Origin of the sequence: Rhodopseudomonas sp. BR0G17 (genome assembly GCF_010907025.1) — a bacterium.
In the GTDB taxonomy this organism is placed as follows: Bacteria; Pseudomonadota; Alphaproteobacteria; order Rhizobiales; family Xanthobacteraceae; genus Rhodopseudomonas; species Rhodopseudomonas palustris_H.
In genome coordinates, this window is record NZ_QUML01000018.1 from 70,325 (window position 1) to 87,627 (window position 17,303).

A 17,303-nucleotide genomic window follows, 5' to 3' on the forward strand; every position below is an offset into this window, starting at 1 on the left:
CTGTTGGCCGGTAGGCTTCCTTACTCCCGCCGTCATGGCCGGGCTCGACCCGGCCATCCATCCTTTCTCAAAACGGCATCTTGCGAAGACGATGGATGCGCGGGCCTTCGCCGCGCCGAAGGGCTTCGGCCCCGCAGGCGGGTCGAGCCCGCGCATGACGACCTTGGGAACCGCCCTCGCTTGCGGCTGCCGACCCGAACATGATAGGTCGGCGCGCCTTTCGCGCGGCCGGCGATGCACCGGCCCGACCCGCACAATCCGCGGGATTTTCCTTATTTCTCCCCGCTATGGATCGAAATCGATGAGCTCAGCCCAATACGATGTCCTCGCCATCGGCAACGCGATCTTCGACGTGCTGGTCCGCACCGAAGAGGACTTCCTGGTCAAGCACGGCATGGCCAAGGGCGGCATGGCGCTGATCGATGAAGCCCGCGCCACGGCGATCTACGCCGACATGGGCCAAGCCACCGAAATGTCCGGCGGCTCGGCCGCCAACACCATCGTCGGGCTGGCTTCGTTCGGCGCCCGCACGGCCTATCTCGGCAAGGTCAAGGACGACCAGATCGGCAAGCTCTACACCCACGACATCCGCGCCGCGGGCGTTACCTTCGACACCAAGCCGGCGACGGACGGCCCGGCGACCGGCTGCTCCTACATCCTGGTGACGCCGGACGGCCAGCGCACGATGAACACGTATCTCGGCGCCGCGCAGGATCTGTCGCCGGCCGATATCGACGAGGCCAAGATCGCGGCGGCCGCCATCACCTATCTCGAAGGTTATCTGTGGGATCCGCCGCAGGCCAAGGAAGCGTTCCTGAAGGCCTCGAAGATCGCCCACGGCGCCGGCCGCAAGGTGGCGCTGACGCTGTCGGATGCGTTCTGCGTCGACCGCTATCGCGGCGAATTCCTCGAGCTGATGCGCTCCAAGACCGTCGACCTGATCTTCGCCAACGAGGCCGAGCTTCACTCGCTGTACCAGACCTCGGATTTCGATGCGGCGCTGACTCTGCTGGCTCAGGACGTCGCGCTTGGCGTGGTCACCCGCAGCGAAAAGGGCTGCGCGGTGGTCGATAAGGATGGCGTCACTTTGGTGTCGGCGGCTGCGATCGATCAGCTGGTCGATACCACCGGCGCCGGCGACCTGTTCGCGGCCGGCTTCTTGTTCGGCCTGGTCCGCAATCTCGGCTACGAAAACGCCGGCCGCCTCGGCGCGCTGGCGGCTGCCGAAGTGATCCAGCACATCGGCGCCCGCCCGCAGGTGTCGCTGAAGGAATTGGCGCAGCAGCACGGGCTGGCGGTGTAAGCCTCTCCCCCAAGTCATTCCGGGGCGCGAACGAAGTTCGCGAACCCGGAATCTCCTGCTTGTCGCATCGGCGTCTCGCAGAACATGTCGGGATTCCGGGTCTGCGCGCTGTCGCGCGCATTCCGGAATGACGTCGCCCTTGTTGTGACTAGCAACCACAGCTTACGCCGTCTTTGCCGCCTTCAGGCCGAGCTTGGCCTCGACCTTTTCGCGCATGATGAACTTCTGGATCTTGCCGGTCACCGTCATCGGGAATTCGTCGACGAATTCGATGTAGCGCGGGATCTTGTTGTGGGCGATCTGGCCCTGGCAGAACGCGCGGACGTCGTCGGCGCTCAGCGTTTCGCCGGGACGCGGGCGGACCCAGGCGCAGAGTTCTTCGCCGTAGCGGTCGTCGGCGACGCCGAAGATCTGGACGTCCTGGATCTTCGGGTGGCGGTACAGGAATTCCTCGATCTCGCGCGGATACAGGTTTTCGCCGCCGCGGATCACCATGTCCTTGATGCGCCCGACGATGTTGCAAAAGCCTTCGTCATCGATAGTGGCGAGGTCGCCGGTGTGCATCCAGCCGGCGGCATCGAGCACGTCGGCGGTCTTCTCCGGCTCGTCCCAATAGCCCAGCATCACGCTGTAGCCGCGGGTGCAGAGTTCGCCGCGCTGGCCGCGCGGCACGACCTTGCCGTTGAGATCGACAACCTTCACTTCGACATGCGGATGAATGCGGCCGACGGTTGAGACCCGGCGGTCTTCCGGATCGTCGACGGCGCTCTGGAAGCTGACCGGGCTGGTCTCGGTCATGCCGTAGGCGATCGTGACTTCGCGCATGTTCATCGCATCGTTGACGCGGCGCATCACTTCGACCGGGCACGGCGCGCCCGCCATGATCCCGGTGCGCAGTGATGACAGATCGAAGCTGGCGAAGTCCGGATGATCGAGCTCGGCGATGAACATCGTCGGCACGCCATACAGCGCGGTGCATTTCTCGCGCGATGCGGTCTGCAGCGTCACCAGCGGGTCGAAGCCTTCGCCCGGATAAACCATCGTGGCGCCGGAGGTGACGGAAGCGAGGTTGCCCATCACCATGCCGAAGCAGTGATACAGCGGCACCGGAATGCAGATGCGATCCGCAGCGGTGAGTTTCATCGCGCGGCCGACGAAGTACCCGTTGTTGAGAATGTTGTGATGCGTCAGCGTCACGCCCTTGGGCGAGCCGGTGGTGCCGCTGGTGAACTGAATGTTGACCGCATCGTCGAACTGCAGCTCGCTTGCGAACGCCGCGATCTGGTCGCGGTGGCGCGCGCCGCCCATGGCCGCGACCTCGTCGAACGCAATCGTGCCCGGCGCTTTCGGTCCGCCGATCTGGATCACGGTGCGCAGCTTCGGCAGCTTGGCTGATTGCAGCGCGCCGGGCGGCGACGTCGCCAGCTCTGGGATCAGCGTGTTCAGCATCTCCATGTAGTGCGAGGTCTTGAACGCGGTGGCGGTCACCAGCGCGGCGCAGCCGACCTTGGCGAGAGCGAACTCCAGCTCGCTCAACCGGTAGGCCGGATTGATGGTGACCAGGATCAGTCCCGCTTTGGCGGCGGCGAACTGCGTCAGCGTCCATTCCGGCCGGTTCATCGACCAGATGCCGATGCGGGCGCCGCGCTCCAAGCCGAGCGCAACAAAGCCGGCGGCCAGCGCATCCACGCGTTCAGCGAAGTCACGCCAGGTCCAACGGGTGTCATGGCTGGGTGAAACCAGCGCTTCGCGATCGGGCCAAAGCGCCACCGCGCGGTCGAGTGCCTGGCCGATGGTGATTCCGAGCAGCGGCGCGTCGGAGACGCCGCAGACATAGCTGGGGGTCGAGCTGGTCACGTCCTTGGTCCTCGCCTTAGCGCCCGGACGGTTTGGAGTGCCGGGTCGTCATCGTGTGGGCTTGTCGCCTCTTTCACGAAGCATAGCGCCGCCGGCAGGGCATTGCGACCCCGCCGGCGGCGCGAGCGATTCTTAGGCCGCCTGCTGTCCGGCGCCGAGGCCGGCATAGACTCCGCGTTCGAAAGCGGCGAACGCCTCCAGGCACTTGGCGTCGGCGAACGGCAAGACCTGCATCAGGATCACGCCGCAGACGTCGCGGGTCGGATCGATCCAGTAATAGGTATTGGCGAGCCCGGCCCAAGCGAGGCTGCCGGGGCTGCGGCCTTCCGGCGTTTTCTCGGTGTTGATCAGGAAGCTGAGGCCCCACTTCTTGGTCATGCCGGGATAGAGGTCGACGTCGTTGGTGGCGAAGGCGATTGCCGAGTTCAGCTTGGTGACGTTGAGATCGCCGATGTGGTTCTGGCCCATCATCGCCACGGTCTCCGGCTTCAGCACCTGGTTGCCGTTGCCGCGGCCCTTGTTGAGGATCATCTGGGTGAACTTCAGATAGTCCGCCGCGGTGCCGTACAGGCCGCCGCCACCCATGTGGAATTCCGGCTCCTGCGCGACCTCGAACGGGATCGGCGACAGCGAGCCATCCTCGCCGCGGGCATGCACCGCGACCAGCCGCTTCCGCTGGTCGTCGGTGATCTTGAAGCCGATGTCGGTCATGCCGAGCGGCGCAAACAAATGATCGCGCAAATACGCGTCGAGCTTCATGCCGCTGGCGGCCTCGACCGCCTTGCCGGCAAAGTCGATGTTGATGCCGTACTCCCAGCGCGTGCCCGGATCCGACGCCAGCGGCGTCTTCAGTGCGGCTTCCTGACAGCCGATGATGCCTGGGATGCCGTGCCGCTCCATGTACTTCACCATGTCGGCATTCCACATGTCGTAGCAGAAGCCGGCGGTGTGGGTGAGCAATTGCCGCAGCGTGATCGGAGATTTGGCCGGCCGGGTCTTCGGCGTACCGTCGGCATCGAATCGGTCGAGCACCAGCGGCTGGGCAAGATCGGGCAGCAGCTTGCCGATCGGCTCGTCGAGCGACAGCTTGCCCTGCTCGACGAGCTGCATCGCCGCAGCGGCTGTGATCGCCTTGGTCATCGACGCGATCCAGAACACGCTATCGGTGGTCATCTGCTCCGGCTTCGACAAATCGCGCTTGCCGTACGCGCCTTGGTACAACACCTCCTGCGAATTACCTGCGATTGCCACGACGCCGGGGATGTCGCCGCGCTCGCTCATCTGGCGCAAGCTCTGGTCGATCGGGTTGCTGCTTTGCATGTTGTCCTCCCTTGTTTGCTTGGCAGTTTTCTAAAGCGGCCGGATTGTTCACCGAGCGGTTCCGCTGGGCAAGCGATAACGAGGTCGGGCGACAAAGTCTCGCATCTGCGAGCGGCGACGAATCGTGCCGGGAACGAACGGGTAGGCCTCGCGTTCACAAAGTCGCCGCAGTGTTGAACCTCGCGGCCTCAGCCGTCGTCCAACCCAAAGTTGCGACGCCCCCCGCCCGGAGCACCGAGATGATCCCGACCTGGAGTGACTGGAAGCGCTATCCGCAGCCTGGCCGTGGCGGCAATATCGAGGCGCCGGTCAGTCCCGGGATTTACGAAGTGCGTTACGCGCAGACCGGCGCACTGTACGGCTTCGAGGCCGTCGACAATCTCGCGGTCGCGCTGGCGCAACTGCCTGTGAAATCGGCACGCGCCGGATCGTGGTTCGGCCGCCGCACCGCACAGCCGTTCCCGGAGCTTGAGTATCGCGTCTGCGCCACCACTTCGCGCGCTCATGCCCGTACCGCCGCGGAACGCATGATCAATCTGCGCAGCACCTGGATCGCCGGCGCCGCCTGAACGCGGTGCGACGCGGCCTCCATTCGCGTCCGCGAAAGCGTGCGGTGATGCGAAGGACGATGCCGGGCCTGCGCTGTGCGCCGCGCGATCTCTGCCTATATTGACCGGCGACAGGGGCCATCGCGGTCCCGCTGCGATCCACCAGCAACGCCGGAGCATTCAATGTCACCCACCGCCGCCGCCCGCACCGCCGATCAAGCCGCTTCGCTGCGCGATCGTCTGAAGGACCCGTCGCTGCTGCGCGAGCAGTGCTACATCGGCGGCGCCTGGTCGGGGACGTCGACGATCGCGGTGACCAATCCGGCCAATGGCCAGACAATTGCCAAGGTGCCGCATCTCGGCGCTGCCGAGGCTACCCAGGCGGTTGAAGCGGCCGCGCAGGCATTTCCGGCGTGGGCCAAGCTCACCGCCAAGCAGCGCTCCAACATTTTGCGCAAATGGTTCGAGTTGATCATCGCCAACCGCGAGGATCTGGCGCTGATCCTCACCACCGAACAGGGCAAGCCGCTCGCCGAGGCGCTCGGCGAAGTCGATATCGGCGCCGCCTATGTCGAGTTCTTTGCCGAAGAGGCGCGTCGGGTGTATGGCGAAACCATCCCGACCCAGCGCGCAGACGCCCGGCTGATCGCCATCAAGCAGCCGATCGGCGTCTGCGGCGCGATTACGCCGTGGAATTTCCCGAGCTCGATGATCACCCGCAAGGTTTCGCCGGCGCTGGCGGCGGGATGCACCGTGGTGCTGAAGCCGGCCGAGGAAACGCCGTTGAGCGCCTTTGCTCTGGCGGCGCTGGCCGAAAAGGCCGGCGTGCCGAAGGGCGTGTTCAACGTCCTCACCGGCGATGCACCGGCGATCGGCAAGGTGCTGTGCGAGCATCCGGCCGTGCGGTTCGTCGGCTTCACCGGCTCCACCGAAGTCGGCAAGATCCTCTACAAGCAGGCGTCGGTCGGGGTGAAGAAGCTCGGTCTCGAGCTTGGCGGTAACGCGCCGTTCATCGTATTCGACGATGCCGACGTCGACGCCGCGGTTGAAGGCGCGATGGTGTCGAAATATCGCAACATGGGTCAGACCTGCGTCTGCGCCAACCGGCTCTACGTGCAGGACGGCGTTTACGACGCGTTCGTCGAGAAGCTGGCCGCCAAGGTCAAGGCGATGAAGGTCGGCGACGGCACCGAGCAGGGCGTGACGCAAGGCCCGTTGATCAATGAGGCCGCGGTCGAGAAGACCGAGCGGCACATTGCGGATGCGCTGTCGAACGGCGCCAAGGTGATCACCGGCGGCAAGCGCCACGCGCTCGGCGGCACTTTCTTCGAGCCGACCGTGCTGGCCAATGTCCGTCCCGATGCGCTGGTGGCGCACGAAGAAACCTTCGGTCCGCTGGCGCCGGTGTTCCGCTTCAAGGACGAAGCCGAAGTGATCCGGCTCGCCAACGCCTCGCCGTTCGGCCTCGCCAGCTATTTCTACGCCCGCGATTTGGGCCGCGTCTGGCGCGTTGCAGAAGCGCTGGAGAGCGGCATGGTCGGCGTCAACACCGGCCTGATCACCACCGAAGTCGCGCCGTTCGGCGGCGTCAAGGAATCCGGCCTCGGCCGCGAAGGCTCGCATCACGGCATCGAAGAGTATGTCGAGATCAAATACGTGATGATGGCGGGGATCTGAGGTTAGCTTGGGCCGCTCGCCCATTGCCATCGTCATCCTCCGCGAAAGCGGAGGATCCAGTACGGCGGTGCGCTCGCTGATTAAGCGAACGCACCGGGATACTGGATCGCCCGCCTGCGCGGGCGATGACGGAAAGGGTATGGCGCCGTCGTCATGGCCGGCTTGTCCCGCCATGACGCGGTTATTGAACTCGTTGATGGACAGAGAAAGCACTAACGCGCGTTTCTCCGTTCATCGATCTCCCTGATCCGCGCCCGCGCGTCGTCGCCCTCGGGGATCGGGCGGCCGCTGTCGCGCCATTCGATCGCGGCTTTGAAGCCGGATTCCTGCGCGTAGCGGCGGAACCACAGGCCTTCGGGATTGTGCCGCGAGACGCCGTCGAAGATCGTGGCGAGCATCTGGGTTTGCTCCAGGCCCATGTTCAACATCACCTGATTGACCACGAGCTTATGCATCGCGAGGTGACTCTTCGGCACGCCGGCGACGCGGGTGGCGAGTTTCATCGTCGCCTCTTCCAGCTCGGCGACCGGCACCGACAGATTGACGAGGCCCCACTCGGCCGCGGTCTTGCCGGTGATCACGTCGCCGGTGAACATCATCTGCTTGGCGCGCGTCGGGCCGAGCTTGAAGGTCCACATCGCGGTGGTGGGGCATCCCCAGACGCGGGTCGGCATGTAGCCGATGCGCGCGTCGTCGGCCATCACGATCATGTCGCAGCACAGCGCGATGTCGCTGCCGCCAGCGACCGCCGCGCCGTGAATCTTGGCGATGGTCGGCTTCGAGCAGCGCCACAGGCTCATGAAGTCCTCGGTGTTGCGCTTCATCGCCGCGTAGTCGACCAGCGGATCCCACGGCTCCTTTTCCTGCTGGCAGGGGTGGTCGATGTCGCTTTCGGCGTAGTCGACCAGATCGTAGCCGCCGCAAAAGCCCTTCCCGGCGCCTTCGATGACGATCACATGGATTGCGTCCTCGGCTTGCGCCCATTCCACCGCGGCGCGGATGTCCCGCGGCATCGCGTCGTTGATGGCGTTGAAGCGGTCGGGGCGTTTCAGCACCAGCCGCGCGATCCGCGGGGCGTTCGGGTCCGGTGCGATCGTCAAGGTCGAGAATTGGGGCAAAGCTTCCTCCGTAGTTTTCTGTAAACAGTCAACGTTGACTGTACGGCGCTCCCTGCTACAGTCAATCCTGACTGTTCAGGAGACGAGATGAACCGGACCCGGTCCGATGCTGCCGATAGCCCGCCCGCGATCCGCGACCGTCTGCTCGACGCGGCGGTCGAATGCTTGATCGAGCTCGGCGTGGCGGGGACATCGACGCTGGCGGTGCAGCACCGCGCGGGCGTCAGCCGCGGCGCGCTGCTGCATCATTTTCCGAGCCGCGAAGTGTTGCTCGCCGCGAGCGTTTCCGAGCTGATCCGGCGCAACGAGTATGCAGTACGCAGCTTCGTCGAAGCGCTGCCCAGTCGCGGCGACCGGCTGAAGGTTGCGATGGGCGCGCTCGCCTTTGCGGCGCGGCAGCCGGCGTATCTGGCCGAACTCGAACTCTGGGCGGTGGCGCGCACCGACAGCGCCTTGCGCCAGACGTTGATCGCCGCCGAACGGCTGGCGAAGCGTGAGATCGACCGCGTCCACTATCAGTTGTTCGGCGATTGGGCGAAGTCGGACTCCTACGCCGAAATTGTTGCGCTCACTCAGCATTTCATGCGCGGGCTGGCGATCTCGGAGAACGTCCGGCTGTCGCCGAAACGGCGGGACGAACTGATCGCCTCCTGGACCGAGGCGATCCGGCCGATCCTTGAACGCGGCCTAACGACCAGAAGCGCCAGCAAGGCGTAATCAGTAAAATCCAAGGAGGGAACGATGAATTCACCGCCGCTGCGCGAGTCCTATTGGGCTGCGGATCTGTCGCGACCGGTGCTCGACGTTGCGATCGGCGACGTACTGGCGGAGGTCGCGGCGCAGGAAGGCGACCGACTGGCGCTGGTCGAAGTCGTGCCGAATGGTATGGACTCGCCGGTCGGCGCCGCGAGCACCAGCCGCAGCTGGACCTATGCACAGCTCAACGATGACGCGCGCCGCTGCGCCAGCTGGCTGCTGACGCAGTTCAAGACCGGTGACCACATCTGCGTCTGGGCGCCGAACGTGCCCGAATGGATCGTGCTGCAATATGGCCCGGCGCTGTCTGGTTTTGTGCTGGTGACGGCCAATCCGGCCCTGAAGGCGTCGGAGCTGGAGTTCGTGCTGCAGCAATCGCAATCAGTGGCGCTGTTCCATCTCGATGCATTCCGCGGCGTCGACACTGGCGCGGTGGCGCGCGGCTTTGCCTCTGCGGAGCTACGCTGCATTTCGTTCTGCGGCTGGCTCGATGAGGTCCGCCGCACCGATATCGGTGCTCTGCCGCGGATCGACCCCGGTCAGCCGGCACAGATCCAGTACACCTCGGGCACCACCGGCCGTCCCAAAGGTGCGCTGCTGCATCATCGCGGGCTGATCACCAACGCCAGCTACGTCGCGGCGCGCGCCGGGCTCGATCACAGCGTGCTGCTGAGCCCGATGCCGCTGTTTCATACGGCCGGCTCGATCATGAGCGTCTTAGGCTGCCTCAATTCGCGTTCGACTCTGGTGCTGCCGCTGCTGTTCGATCCGGGCACGGTGCTCGATGCGATCGCGAACACCCGCGCCGACACGCTGTTCGGCGTGCCGACGATGCTGCTCGCGGTGATCGATGCTCAGCTGCAGGCGCCGCGCGATCTGTCCTCGCTCCGCGTCGCTGCCTCCGGCGGGGCACAGGTGCCGCCCGAACTGCATCGCCGGATTCACGACGCGCTGAAGCTGCCGCTGCTCACCGTGTTCGGCCAGACCGAACTCAGCCCGATCGTCTCGCAGACCAGCATCGACGATTCGGACGAGCAGCGCATTCACACGGTCGGACGGCCGCTGTGGAACGTCGAGGTGCGGATCGTCGATCCGAACGGCGACCGCGTGGTCGGCATCGGTGTCGAGGGAGAGATCCAGGTCCGCGGCTATCAGACCATGCTCGGTTACTTCAACGCCCCCCAAGAGACCAGCGAGACCATCACGGCTGACGGCTGGCTGAGGACCGGCGATCTCGGCGCGATGGATGAAGCCGGTTATCTGCGGATCACCGGCCGGCTCAAGGACATGATCATCCGCGGCGGCGAGAATATCTATCCGGCCGAAGTCGAAGCCTGCCTGCTGCGGCATCCCGCTGTTGCCGACATCTCGGTGTTCGGAGCGCCGGATGACAAATGGGGCGAAGTGGTCGCCGCCGCAGTCCGGCTCGTGCCGGATGTGTCCGTAACGGCCACCGAGCTGAGCGCCTTCTGCAAGACTGAGATCGCGCCGCACAAGGCGCCGACGGTCTGGTACGCCTGCACGGGTTTCCCGCTGACGGCGTCCGGCAAGATCCAGAAGTTCCGCCTCCGCGACGCGGCGGTCGAAGGTGAGTTGCAGCGCCTGAGCTGATGGCCCGCCGCGGCGGCTCCGGTCTTGGACCGTTGCTTTGAGGCGAGCGGCGCGCCATGTCGGCGTGCCGCTCAGTCGTGTGTTGGTGATCTACTGACTGAATCCGGTGGGCGGTTGCACGCGTGTCACCGGAGGCGGAGCCCAGCGGCCGGTCAGGGCTTCCTGTTTGGGTGCGTACATCCGCATCGTCAGGGTAAACGGTCCTTTCGGCGCCGGCAGCCAGTTCGATTCGCGCTCGGTGCCGGGGTTGGCGTTCTGGATCACGAGGTCGAGCGAGCCGTCGGCGTTGGGCTTCAGCGGCATCCAGCTGCTCAGCGCCTGGCGCTGCAGCGCGTTCGGCACCGGGAAGCCGTCGGAATCGTACAGCGTCAGCGACCAGAACGCGTCGACCGGCGGCGTGGCGCCTTTCTGGAAACGCAGCACGTAGTTGCTGGTGCCGTCGAGCGGCTTGCTGGTTTCGTCGGCGATGTTGACCGGGTAGATCGCGTCCTCAGGCACGTTGGCGCCGAGCCCGAACTGGGCGACGATCGCGCGTTTCAGGTAGTAATTGCCGTACACCCCCATGGTGTCGATGTTCATGCTCCAGCCATTGGTCACGCGGGCCATGGTCGGCATCTTCCAGCTCATCAGCTTCAGCGCCTCGGCCGGTGCTGCGCCGAGTGCTTTGCGCACATTGGGGGCGGCTTTGTCGAGATCGAAGCTCTTGCCCGGCTCCAGCCCGATCCGGCGCAGCCGCGCGATGATCGGCTGGTCGGTGATATGCGGCGGGTTCTGTTTCAGCAGCTCGGCCGCGTAGGCGAAAAACTGACCGGCCGGCATGCTGTCGACCTGCTGCTTCGGCGGTGTCTTCATGTCGATCGCCGGATCGGGCACGAAGGCAGGGGCCGGTACCGGCGGCTTGCCCCATTGCGATAGCGGCGTCGCGGTGTAGCCGGCCTGGATCTGGTGCACCGCGGCGTAGTCCGCCGGCCCGTCGGTCTTGGTGCGGCCGATGATCCAGATGATCGGCGTCGGCGCCTCGATCCGCTGCAATCCAGCCGGCACTGCGCCGCTCCAGCCGGGCGCGGTGACCAGGAATTTCTGCGCCTGGGTCCCGGTGGTGCGCCAGCCGGGCGAGGCGAACACGTCGGTCCACATATCGAGCATCGGCAGCAGGTAGTAGCGGCCGTTGGTGTCAGGCGCCGTCACCACCATCGGCTCTCGCGACAGATCGAGCCAGGCGATCGAATACAGCGTATCGAAATTCGGCCGCACGATCGTCTTGAAATCCGCCGGCGGATAGGCCGGCACGCTGACGAAGCTGTTCATCGGCCCTTTGCCGAACTCCTTGCCCGCCTCGACATTGGTCGACTGCTTGCGGGTGAGGTCCATCGTCACCAGCGGATAGAAGTACAAATAAGCATCGATCCCGAGGCTCAGCGCCTCCTCGTCGGAGACCGGCGCCGGCTCGCTTCGCGCTGGCACCGTCATCAGCAGCAGCGCGGCCGTTGCGGCCGCCGACATTGCCTTCAACCAGCCAATCATGTTGCCGTCCTCCCTCGACGCATCGCAGATGGCGTTCCGGGCAGGATGCTGAGTTGTGTGCCGGCTGAGCTATGACGCAGGTCAAACGACCAGAATCTCGGTCGTTGAGACGGGAAGCTGACTGGTAACTCTACGAAGTCACTGCCGCAGCATGATCAGTGGGTCGGCGGTATCAGGCACCTTGCGCCACTGCGCATTGTCGTCGGCCTCGAACCGCCAATTATCGCCGTTCGGCGCCACCAGCAGCATCGCACCATGCTCGAGCCGCCACATCGTCGGACCGAATCCGGCGATCTGCGCATCGCAGCGCGGCTTCAGGAATGCCTGGAAATTATCGTTGCCGGCTTCGGTGTTGGTGAGTGTCAGGCCGCAGACCTGGCGGCCGTTACCGCGCACCATGGTCCAGTCACCGATCATCTGCTCCATCGATTTGGCGAGCGAGCGAGCCGCGACCAGGTTCTGCAGGATGTAGATCCCTTCACCATCGCGATGGCCTTCGAAGATGCCGCTCTCGACCTCGGTGAAATCGATCACCGAGTCGCCGTCGGCGGTCTCCAGCCGGACGATGTCGAGGCCTTTGACGTCCCAGGCGGTGATCGCCTTGGTGAACGGCAGCGTCTTGGCGCAGTCCGGCTCGAGAGTCAGTTTCAGCCCCTTGGCGGCGGGCTCGGACGTCAGCGTCACGACGCAGGTCTTGCTACGTTCGGTGGTGGCCAATTCCCACTGGCCGACCATCTCCTTCTTCATCGAGGCTGCGTCCTGCGCCGCGGCGGCGGACGCGAGCAGCGCCGAGAGGATCACCGTGCCGAACGCGCGCCACATCGTCAGCGGCCTTTCACCGGCGTTTCGGCCACCGGCGTCAGCGGCCGCTGGCCCGAGAACCAGGCTTTCAGATTGTCGACCACCAGCTGGTTCATCGCATTGCGCGTCACCACCGAGGCCGAGCCGATATGCGGCAGCAGCACCACGTTGTCCATCGCGCGCAGCTCTTCGGGAACGTTCGGTTCGGCCGCGAATACGTCGAGGCCGGCAGCGAGAATCTTGCCGGACTTCAGGGCGTCAATCAGCGCCGCTTCGTCGATCACCGAGCCGCGCGCGACGTTGATCACCACGCCGCGCGGCCCGAGCGCATCGAGCACCTCGGCGTTGATCAGCTTGGCGGTGGTGGGGCCGCCCGGCGTGATCACCACCAGGGTATCGACCTCCTTGGCCATCTCGATCAGGTTCGGATAGTGCTGGTAGGCGACGCTGGCGGCTGGATTGCGCGAGTGATACACCACCGGCACCAGCGAGGCGTCGAGCCGGCGGGCGATCGCCTGGCCGATCCGGCCCATGCCGACCATGCCGACCTTGCGGTCGCGCAAGGAGCCGGTGCTGAGCGGATAATCCTGAGTCTGCCACTTTCCGGCGCGGACGTATTTGTCGGCACGAATGAATTCGCGCAACGTCGCGATCAGCAGCCCGAGCGCGGTATCGGCGACTTCCTCGGTGAGCACGTCGGGGGTGTTGGTGACGATCACGCCATGCTGCGCCGCCCAGGCGGAATCGACATGATCGTAGCCGACGCCGAAGCTCGCCACGATTTCGAGTTTCGGAAACCGCGCCAGCATCGCTGCGCCGGTCGGCACCAGCCCGGTGACCGCGATCCCGCGGATGCGGCCGCGAGCCTCGTCGCTCAGCTTTTCGAGGTCGTCGGCGCGCTCGCATTTGTGCAGCACATAGCCGGCCGGGAAGCCCTGATCGATGACCTCCTTACGGGGGCCGTAGATCAACAGATCAATCGGCTCCGACGCGCCCGTTTCCCCCGGCATCAATTATCCTTTCCCAACGCGCTCTCGTGCCAGCGCCGCAGCAGCAGATGCGACACCAGCGCCAGCAGCAGATAGATCACAATGCCCGCCGTCGACAGCAACAGCAATGCTGCGAACATGCGCGGAATGTTGAGCCGGTATCCGGATTCGGCAATCCGGTAGGCGAGACCCGAGCCGGCGCCGGCCGAACCGGCCGCGATCTCGGCGACCACGGCGCCGATCAGCGACAGTCCGCCGGCGATGCGCAGGCCGCCGAGGATGTAGGGCAGCGCTGCCGGCAGCTTCAGCCGCAGCAGCGTCTGCCAGCGCGAGGCGCCATACAGCCGGAACAGCCCGGCCAGATTGCGGTCGACCGAGTCGAGGCCGAGCGTGGTGTTGGACAGCACCGGAAAGAACGCCACGATCCAGGCGCAGACGATCACGGCGGTTTCCTGCGGCAGGTAGATCAGCAGCAGCGGCGCGATCGCGATCACCGGCGTGACCTGCAGCACCACCGCATAGGGGAACAGCGAATATTCGAGCAGGCGCGACTGGTTGAACAACAGCGCCAGGGCGATGCCGCCGACCGCGGCGGCGACGAAGCCTTCCAGCGTGGTCCATAGCGTGGTCAGCAGCGAGCCGAACAGCACCGGCCAGTCCTGCATCAGCGTCGAAGCCACCAGCACCGGGCCCGGCACCACGTAAGGCGGGATCTGATTGAGTCTGACGATCAGGTCCCACGCGACGATCGCAGCGATCAGCACCACGATCGGCAGCGCGACCCGGAGCCCGGCGCGGGCGCCAAGCGGAGAAGCGTCGTCACGTGAAGTGGGCAGGGCGCTCATACCCGCGCCTCGCGTGTGGTGGTGGGGCTTTCGCCTGTCGACGCGAGGGCGCGTGAAACCTCGCGGCACTGCGCCGCATAGTCGGCCGAGAGCCGGAACTCCTCGCCGCGGGATGTCGGTGCATCGATATCGAAGGAGGCTGCGATCCGGCCCGGGCGCGGCGTCATCACCACCACGCGCTGCGACAGATACACCGACTCGAACACCGAATGGGTGACGAACACCACCGTCATCTGTAGCTCGCGCCACAGCACCAGCAGATCGTCATTGAGGCGGAACCGGGTGATCTCGTCGAGTGCGGCGAACGGCTCGTCCATCAGCAGGATGTCCGGCCTCGTCACCAGCGCGCGCGCCAGCGACGCTCGCATCTTCATGCCGCCGGATAGTTCGCGCGGAAACGCGTCGGCGAACTCGGCTAGGTCGACCCGGGCCAGCACCTCGTCGACACGCCGGGCGATTTCGGCGCTGGCGACATGCGCCAGCTTCAGCGGCAACGCCACGTTGTGGCGGATGTTCGCCCACGGCATCAGCGTCGGCTCCTGAAACACGAAGCCGATCGGATGTTCGCCGCGGCTGCGCGGCGACGCGGTGCCGACCTCGATCCGCCCCAAGGACGGCGCTGCCAATCCGGCGATCATCCGTAGCGCGGTCGACTTGCCGCATCCGGAGGGGCCGAGCAGCGACACGAACTCGCCGCGGCCGATATTGAGGTCGATCGGGCCGAGCGCCAGCGTGCCGGTGCGGTAGGTCTTGGTGACGCCGCGCAGTTCGATCGCCGGCCCGGTGGCGCCGGCATCCGCAGCGGACGGTCGCGGCGATGAGGCCATGCGGCCGGCTATTTCTGCTTCGGGCGCAGGTCGACGCCGACGCCCTTGTTGATGAACTGCAGCGTATAGGCTTTGCGGAAGTCGAGGCCGCGCGTCACCACGCCGGCCCGCGCCATCTTGTCGAAGAACGAAGCGTAGCGTTCGTCGTTCATCGCGCCGATGCCATTTTTGATGGCGTCTCCGGAATCGACGATGCCGTATTGCTTCATCTTATCGACCGAATAGGCCAGCATCTCATCGGTCATTTCCGGATTGAGCTGCTTGATCATCGCATTGCCGGCGGAATTGTCGCCGTACAGATAATTGTACCAGCCGATGATCGAAGCGTCGACGAAGCGCTGGATCATGTCGGGATTCTTATCGATCAGATCGCGGCGGGTTTCGATCAGCGTCGAGTAGCCGTTGAGCCCGTAATCGGCCAGCAGCAGGACGTTCGGCTTGAACTTGGCGGCCTGCTCGACGGTGAACGGTTCGGAGGTGACGTAGCCCTGCATCGCGCTGCGGCGATCGATGATGAACGGCTGCGGGTTGAAGGTATAGGGCTTCACCTTGGCTTCGCTGAAACCGTATTCGGATTTCAGCCACTGGAAGTAGCTGGTGATGCCCTCCTTGGAGACGAACAGCGTCAGCGGCTTCAGATCGTCCAGCGTTTCGATCTTCGACTCCGGGTGCGACACGAACACCTGCGGGTCTTTCTGGAAGATCGCCGCGATCGCCACCACCGGCACGTTGTTGGCCACCGCGTCGAACGACTGCAGCGTGTTGGCGGTCATGAAGAAGTCGAGCTTGCCGGCGATCAGCAGCGCCCGATTGTTCACGTTGGGGCCGCCCGGCACGATGCTGACGTCGAGGCCGTAGGTCTTGTAGGTGCCGTCCGCGACCGCCTGGAAGAACCCGCCGTGCTCGCCTTCGGCCACCCAATTGGTGCCGAACGACACCTTGTCGAAGCCGCCTTCGGGCACTTTGCGGACCGGCTGCACCTTCGGCGGCTGCGGCTTCTTCGGCCGGGGCGGGGGCGGCGGTTCCGGCGGCTTTTCGACCGGTTTTTCGGCGCCATGGCCGTGGCCGGAGGCATCAACGGGAGAAGCCAGCGCCACTCCCACCGCCAACAGTACCCCGGTTAACGCTCGCAGCAGGAAAGCGGGGCTCATGGTTGGACTCCGTCGTTCATTTTGGCCCATGATGGCGGCATCAGGGCGGCGCGGATTCGAGCGTTTCAGGATTGATAGCGAAACAATGCCGGCATTTGAACCACTTCTCCGTCACCCCGCATTTCGCCGATGACCAAGCTGCCGCCCCGCGACTGGAGCGCGATTTACTGGCCGGAGATCACCGGCGCTGATCCGTCGCGCTGGATTGCGGTGCTGCCGCTCGCCGCGATCGAGCAGCACGGGCCGCATCTGCCGCTGTCGACCGACGTCACCATTGCGGAAGCCTACCTGGCGCGGGTGAGAGATCGCCTGCCGGACGACATTCCCGCGACGTTCCTCCCGGTGCAGGGGATCGGTCTGTCGACCGAGCATCTGTCGTTCCCGGGTACGCTGACGCTATCGACCGAGACCGCGCTGAAGCTGTGGACCGAGATCGGCGACAGCATCGCCCGGGCGGGTGTGCGCAAGCTGGTGATGGTGACCAGCCATGGCGGCAACAGCGCCGCGATGGGCCTGGTGGCGCAGGACCTGCGCGTCCGGCACCGGATGCTGGTGGTGACCACCGGCTGGGCGCGGTTCGGCGTGCCCGACGGGCTGTTCGCCGCCGACGAGCTGCGCCACGGCATCCATGGCGGCGCGACCGAGACCTCGATCATGCTGGCGCATGCGCCGGAGCTGGTGCGGGCCGATCGGATCGCCGACTTCCGCCCGGCGAGCGTGGCGATGGAGCAAACCTATCGTTGGTTGTCGGCGCAGCGGCCGGCGCCGTTTGCCTGGGCGGCCGAAGACCTGCACCCGAGCGGCGCTATCGGCGACGCCTCCGCGGCCACTGCCGAGAAGGGACGGCGGCTGCTCGACCATGGGGCCGGCGCGTTCTGCGAGCTGCTGGCCGACATGCACCGCTTCGATCTCGCCGCGCTGTCGACCAAACCCTCCGCCTGAGGGGATCCGCCGAGCACATCGGCGGGGTCGCCAC

15 protein-coding genes are annotated in these 17,303 nt (G+C 65.5%); 6 read left to right on the forward strand and 9 right to left on the reverse strand.

Annotated features, from left to right (window positions below; translation table 11 throughout):
* Positions 1 to 301: 301 nt before the first annotated feature.
* Positions 302 to 1,303: an adenosine kinase gene (locus DY467_RS15300; RefSeq protein WP_164637215.1), complete on the forward strand. Its 1,002-nt coding sequence runs from the start codon at positions 302 to 304 to the stop codon at positions 1,301 to 1,303.
* A 162-nt stretch (positions 1,304 to 1,465) separates the two neighbouring features.
* Here the strand turns inward: DY467_RS15300 and DY467_RS15305 are convergent, their stop codons facing one another.
* Positions 1,466 to 3,160, reverse strand: coding sequence for an AMP-binding protein (locus tag DY467_RS15305; RefSeq protein WP_164637217.1), 1,695 nt, complete (start codon positions 3,158 to 3,160; stop codon positions 1,466 to 1,468).
* A 132-nt stretch (positions 3,161 to 3,292) separates the two neighbouring features.
* Positions 3,293 to 4,480, reverse strand: a complete 1,188-nt coding sequence (locus DY467_RS15310; protein ID WP_164637219.1) for a serine hydrolase domain-containing protein — start codon at positions 4,478 to 4,480, stop codon at positions 3,293 to 3,295.
* Positions 4,481 to 4,719: 239 nt separating this feature from the next.
* Between DY467_RS15310 and DY467_RS15315 the strand changes: the two genes are divergently transcribed.
* Together DY467_RS15315 and DY467_RS15320 are read left to right on the forward strand one after the other, a co-directional pair.
* Positions 4,720 to 5,049 (forward strand): hypothetical protein, encoded by a 330-nt coding sequence (locus DY467_RS15315; protein WP_164572411.1) that lies wholly within the window; start codon positions 4,720 to 4,722, stop codon positions 5,047 to 5,049.
* A 162-nt stretch (positions 5,050 to 5,211) separates the two neighbouring features.
* Positions 5,212 to 6,705, forward strand: coding sequence for an NAD-dependent succinate-semialdehyde dehydrogenase (locus tag DY467_RS15320; protein ID WP_164637221.1), 1,494 nt, complete (start codon positions 5,212 to 5,214; stop codon positions 6,703 to 6,705).
* 212 nt (positions 6,706 to 6,917) lie between these two features.
* On the opposite strand, the gene DY467_RS15325 is transcribed toward DY467_RS15320, so the two are convergent.
* Complete coding sequence (locus DY467_RS15325; protein ID WP_164637223.1) at positions 6,918 to 7,823, reverse strand: crotonase/enoyl-CoA hydratase family protein; 906 nt, start codon at positions 7,821 to 7,823, stop codon at positions 6,918 to 6,920.
* An 87-nt stretch (positions 7,824 to 7,910) separates the two neighbouring features.
* Here DY467_RS15325 and DY467_RS15330 point away from each other — a divergent pair, with 87 nt between their 5' ends.
* Complete coding sequence (locus DY467_RS15330; protein ID WP_164637225.1) at positions 7,911 to 8,540, forward strand: TetR/AcrR family transcriptional regulator; 630 nt, start codon at positions 7,911 to 7,913, stop codon at positions 8,538 to 8,540.
* A gap of 24 nt (positions 8,541 to 8,564) precedes the next feature.
* The gene (locus tag DY467_RS15335; RefSeq protein ID WP_164637226.1) at positions 8,565 to 10,190 is read left to right on the forward strand and encodes an AMP-binding protein; all 1,626 of its coding nucleotides are present in this window, start codon (positions 8,565 to 8,567) and stop codon (positions 10,188 to 10,190) included.
* Positions 10,191 to 10,280: 90 nt separating this feature from the next.
* On the opposite strand, the gene DY467_RS15340 is transcribed toward DY467_RS15335, so the two are convergent.
* From DY467_RS15340 to DY467_RS15365, 6 genes are all read right to left on the reverse strand, one after another.
* On the reverse strand, positions 10,281 to 11,714 hold the full coding sequence (locus tag DY467_RS15340) for a DUF1254 domain-containing protein (protein ID WP_164637228.1): 1,434 nt from the start codon (positions 11,712 to 11,714) through the stop codon (positions 10,281 to 10,283).
* A 138-nt stretch (positions 11,715 to 11,852) separates the two neighbouring features.
* Complete coding sequence (locus DY467_RS15345) at positions 11,853 to 12,536, reverse strand: protease inhibitor Inh/omp19 family protein (protein ID WP_164637230.1); 684 nt, start codon at positions 12,534 to 12,536, stop codon at positions 11,853 to 11,855.
* Positions 12,537 to 12,538: 2 nt separating this feature from the next.
* Positions 12,539 to 13,525, reverse strand: a complete 987-nt coding sequence (locus DY467_RS15350) for a 2-hydroxyacid dehydrogenase (protein WP_164637232.1) — start codon at positions 13,523 to 13,525, stop codon at positions 12,539 to 12,541.
* Positions 13,525 to 14,349, reverse strand: a complete 825-nt coding sequence (locus DY467_RS15355) for an ABC transporter permease (RefSeq protein ID WP_164637234.1) — start codon at positions 14,347 to 14,349, stop codon at positions 13,525 to 13,527. Before DY467_RS15355 ends, DY467_RS15350 begins: the two co-directional genes overlap by 1 nt.
* Entirely contained in the window at positions 14,346 to 15,176 is an 831-nt protein-coding gene (locus tag DY467_RS15360) for an ABC transporter ATP-binding protein (RefSeq protein WP_164637236.1), read from the reverse strand. The genes DY467_RS15355 and DY467_RS15360 overlap by 4 nt, the downstream gene beginning before the upstream one ends.
* Positions 15,177 to 15,184: 8 nt before the next feature.
* Positions 15,185 to 16,327 carry an ABC transporter substrate-binding protein gene (locus tag DY467_RS15365; protein WP_164637238.1) on the reverse strand — a complete coding sequence of 381 codons (1,143 nt, stop codon included), beginning with the start codon at positions 16,325 to 16,327 and terminating at the stop codon, positions 15,185 to 15,187.
* Positions 16,328 to 16,456: 129 nt separating this feature from the next.
* On the opposite strand from DY467_RS15365, the gene DY467_RS15370 reads away from it, so the two are divergent.
* Positions 16,457 to 17,269, forward strand: coding sequence for a creatininase family protein (locus DY467_RS15370; protein WP_164637240.1), 813 nt, complete (start codon positions 16,457 to 16,459; stop codon positions 17,267 to 17,269).
* Positions 17,270 to 17,303 lie beyond the last annotated feature (34 nt).

Bases quoted from the DNA above. Each gene is read 5' to 3' on its own strand.
- DY467_RS15315 (WP_164572411.1), top strand. From the start codon at position 4,720: ATGATCCCGACCTGGAGTGACTGGAAGCGCTATCCGCAGCCTGGCCGT.
- DY467_RS15365 (WP_164637238.1), bottom strand. From the start codon at position 16,327: ATGAGCCCCGCTTTCCTGCTGCGAGCGTTAACCGGGGTACTGTTGGCG.
- DY467_RS15370 (WP_164637240.1), top strand. From the start codon at position 16,457: ATGACCAAGCTGCCGCCCCGCGACTGGAGCGCGATTTACTGGCCGGAG.
- DY467_RS15330 (WP_164637225.1), top strand. From the start codon at position 7,911: ATGAACCGGACCCGGTCCGATGCTGCCGATAGCCCGCCCGCGATCCGC.
- DY467_RS15350 (WP_164637232.1), bottom strand. From the start codon at position 13,525: ATGCCGGGGGAAACGGGCGCGTCGGAGCCGATTGATCTGTTGATCTAC.
- DY467_RS15345 (WP_164637230.1), bottom strand. From the start codon at position 12,536: ATGTGGCGCGCGTTCGGCACGGTGATCCTCTCGGCGCTGCTCGCGTCC.
- DY467_RS15335 (WP_164637226.1), top strand. From the start codon at position 8,565: ATGAATTCACCGCCGCTGCGCGAGTCCTATTGGGCTGCGGATCTGTCG.
- DY467_RS15320 (WP_164637221.1), top strand. From the start codon at position 5,212: ATGTCACCCACCGCCGCCGCCCGCACCGCCGATCAAGCCGCTTCGCTG.
- DY467_RS15310 (WP_164637219.1), bottom strand. From the start codon at position 4,480: ATGCAAAGCAGCAACCCGATCGACCAGAGCTTGCGCCAGATGAGCGAG.
- DY467_RS15355 (WP_164637234.1), bottom strand. From the start codon at position 14,349: ATGAGCGCCCTGCCCACTTCACGTGACGACGCTTCTCCGCTTGGCGCC.
- DY467_RS15360 (WP_164637236.1), bottom strand. From the start codon at position 15,176: ATGGCCTCATCGCCGCGACCGTCCGCTGCGGATGCCGGCGCCACCGGG.
- DY467_RS15340 (WP_164637228.1), bottom strand. From the start codon at position 11,714: ATGATTGGCTGGTTGAAGGCAATGTCGGCGGCCGCAACGGCCGCGCTG.
- DY467_RS15300 (WP_164637215.1), top strand. From the start codon at position 302: ATGAGCTCAGCCCAATACGATGTCCTCGCCATCGGCAACGCGATCTTC.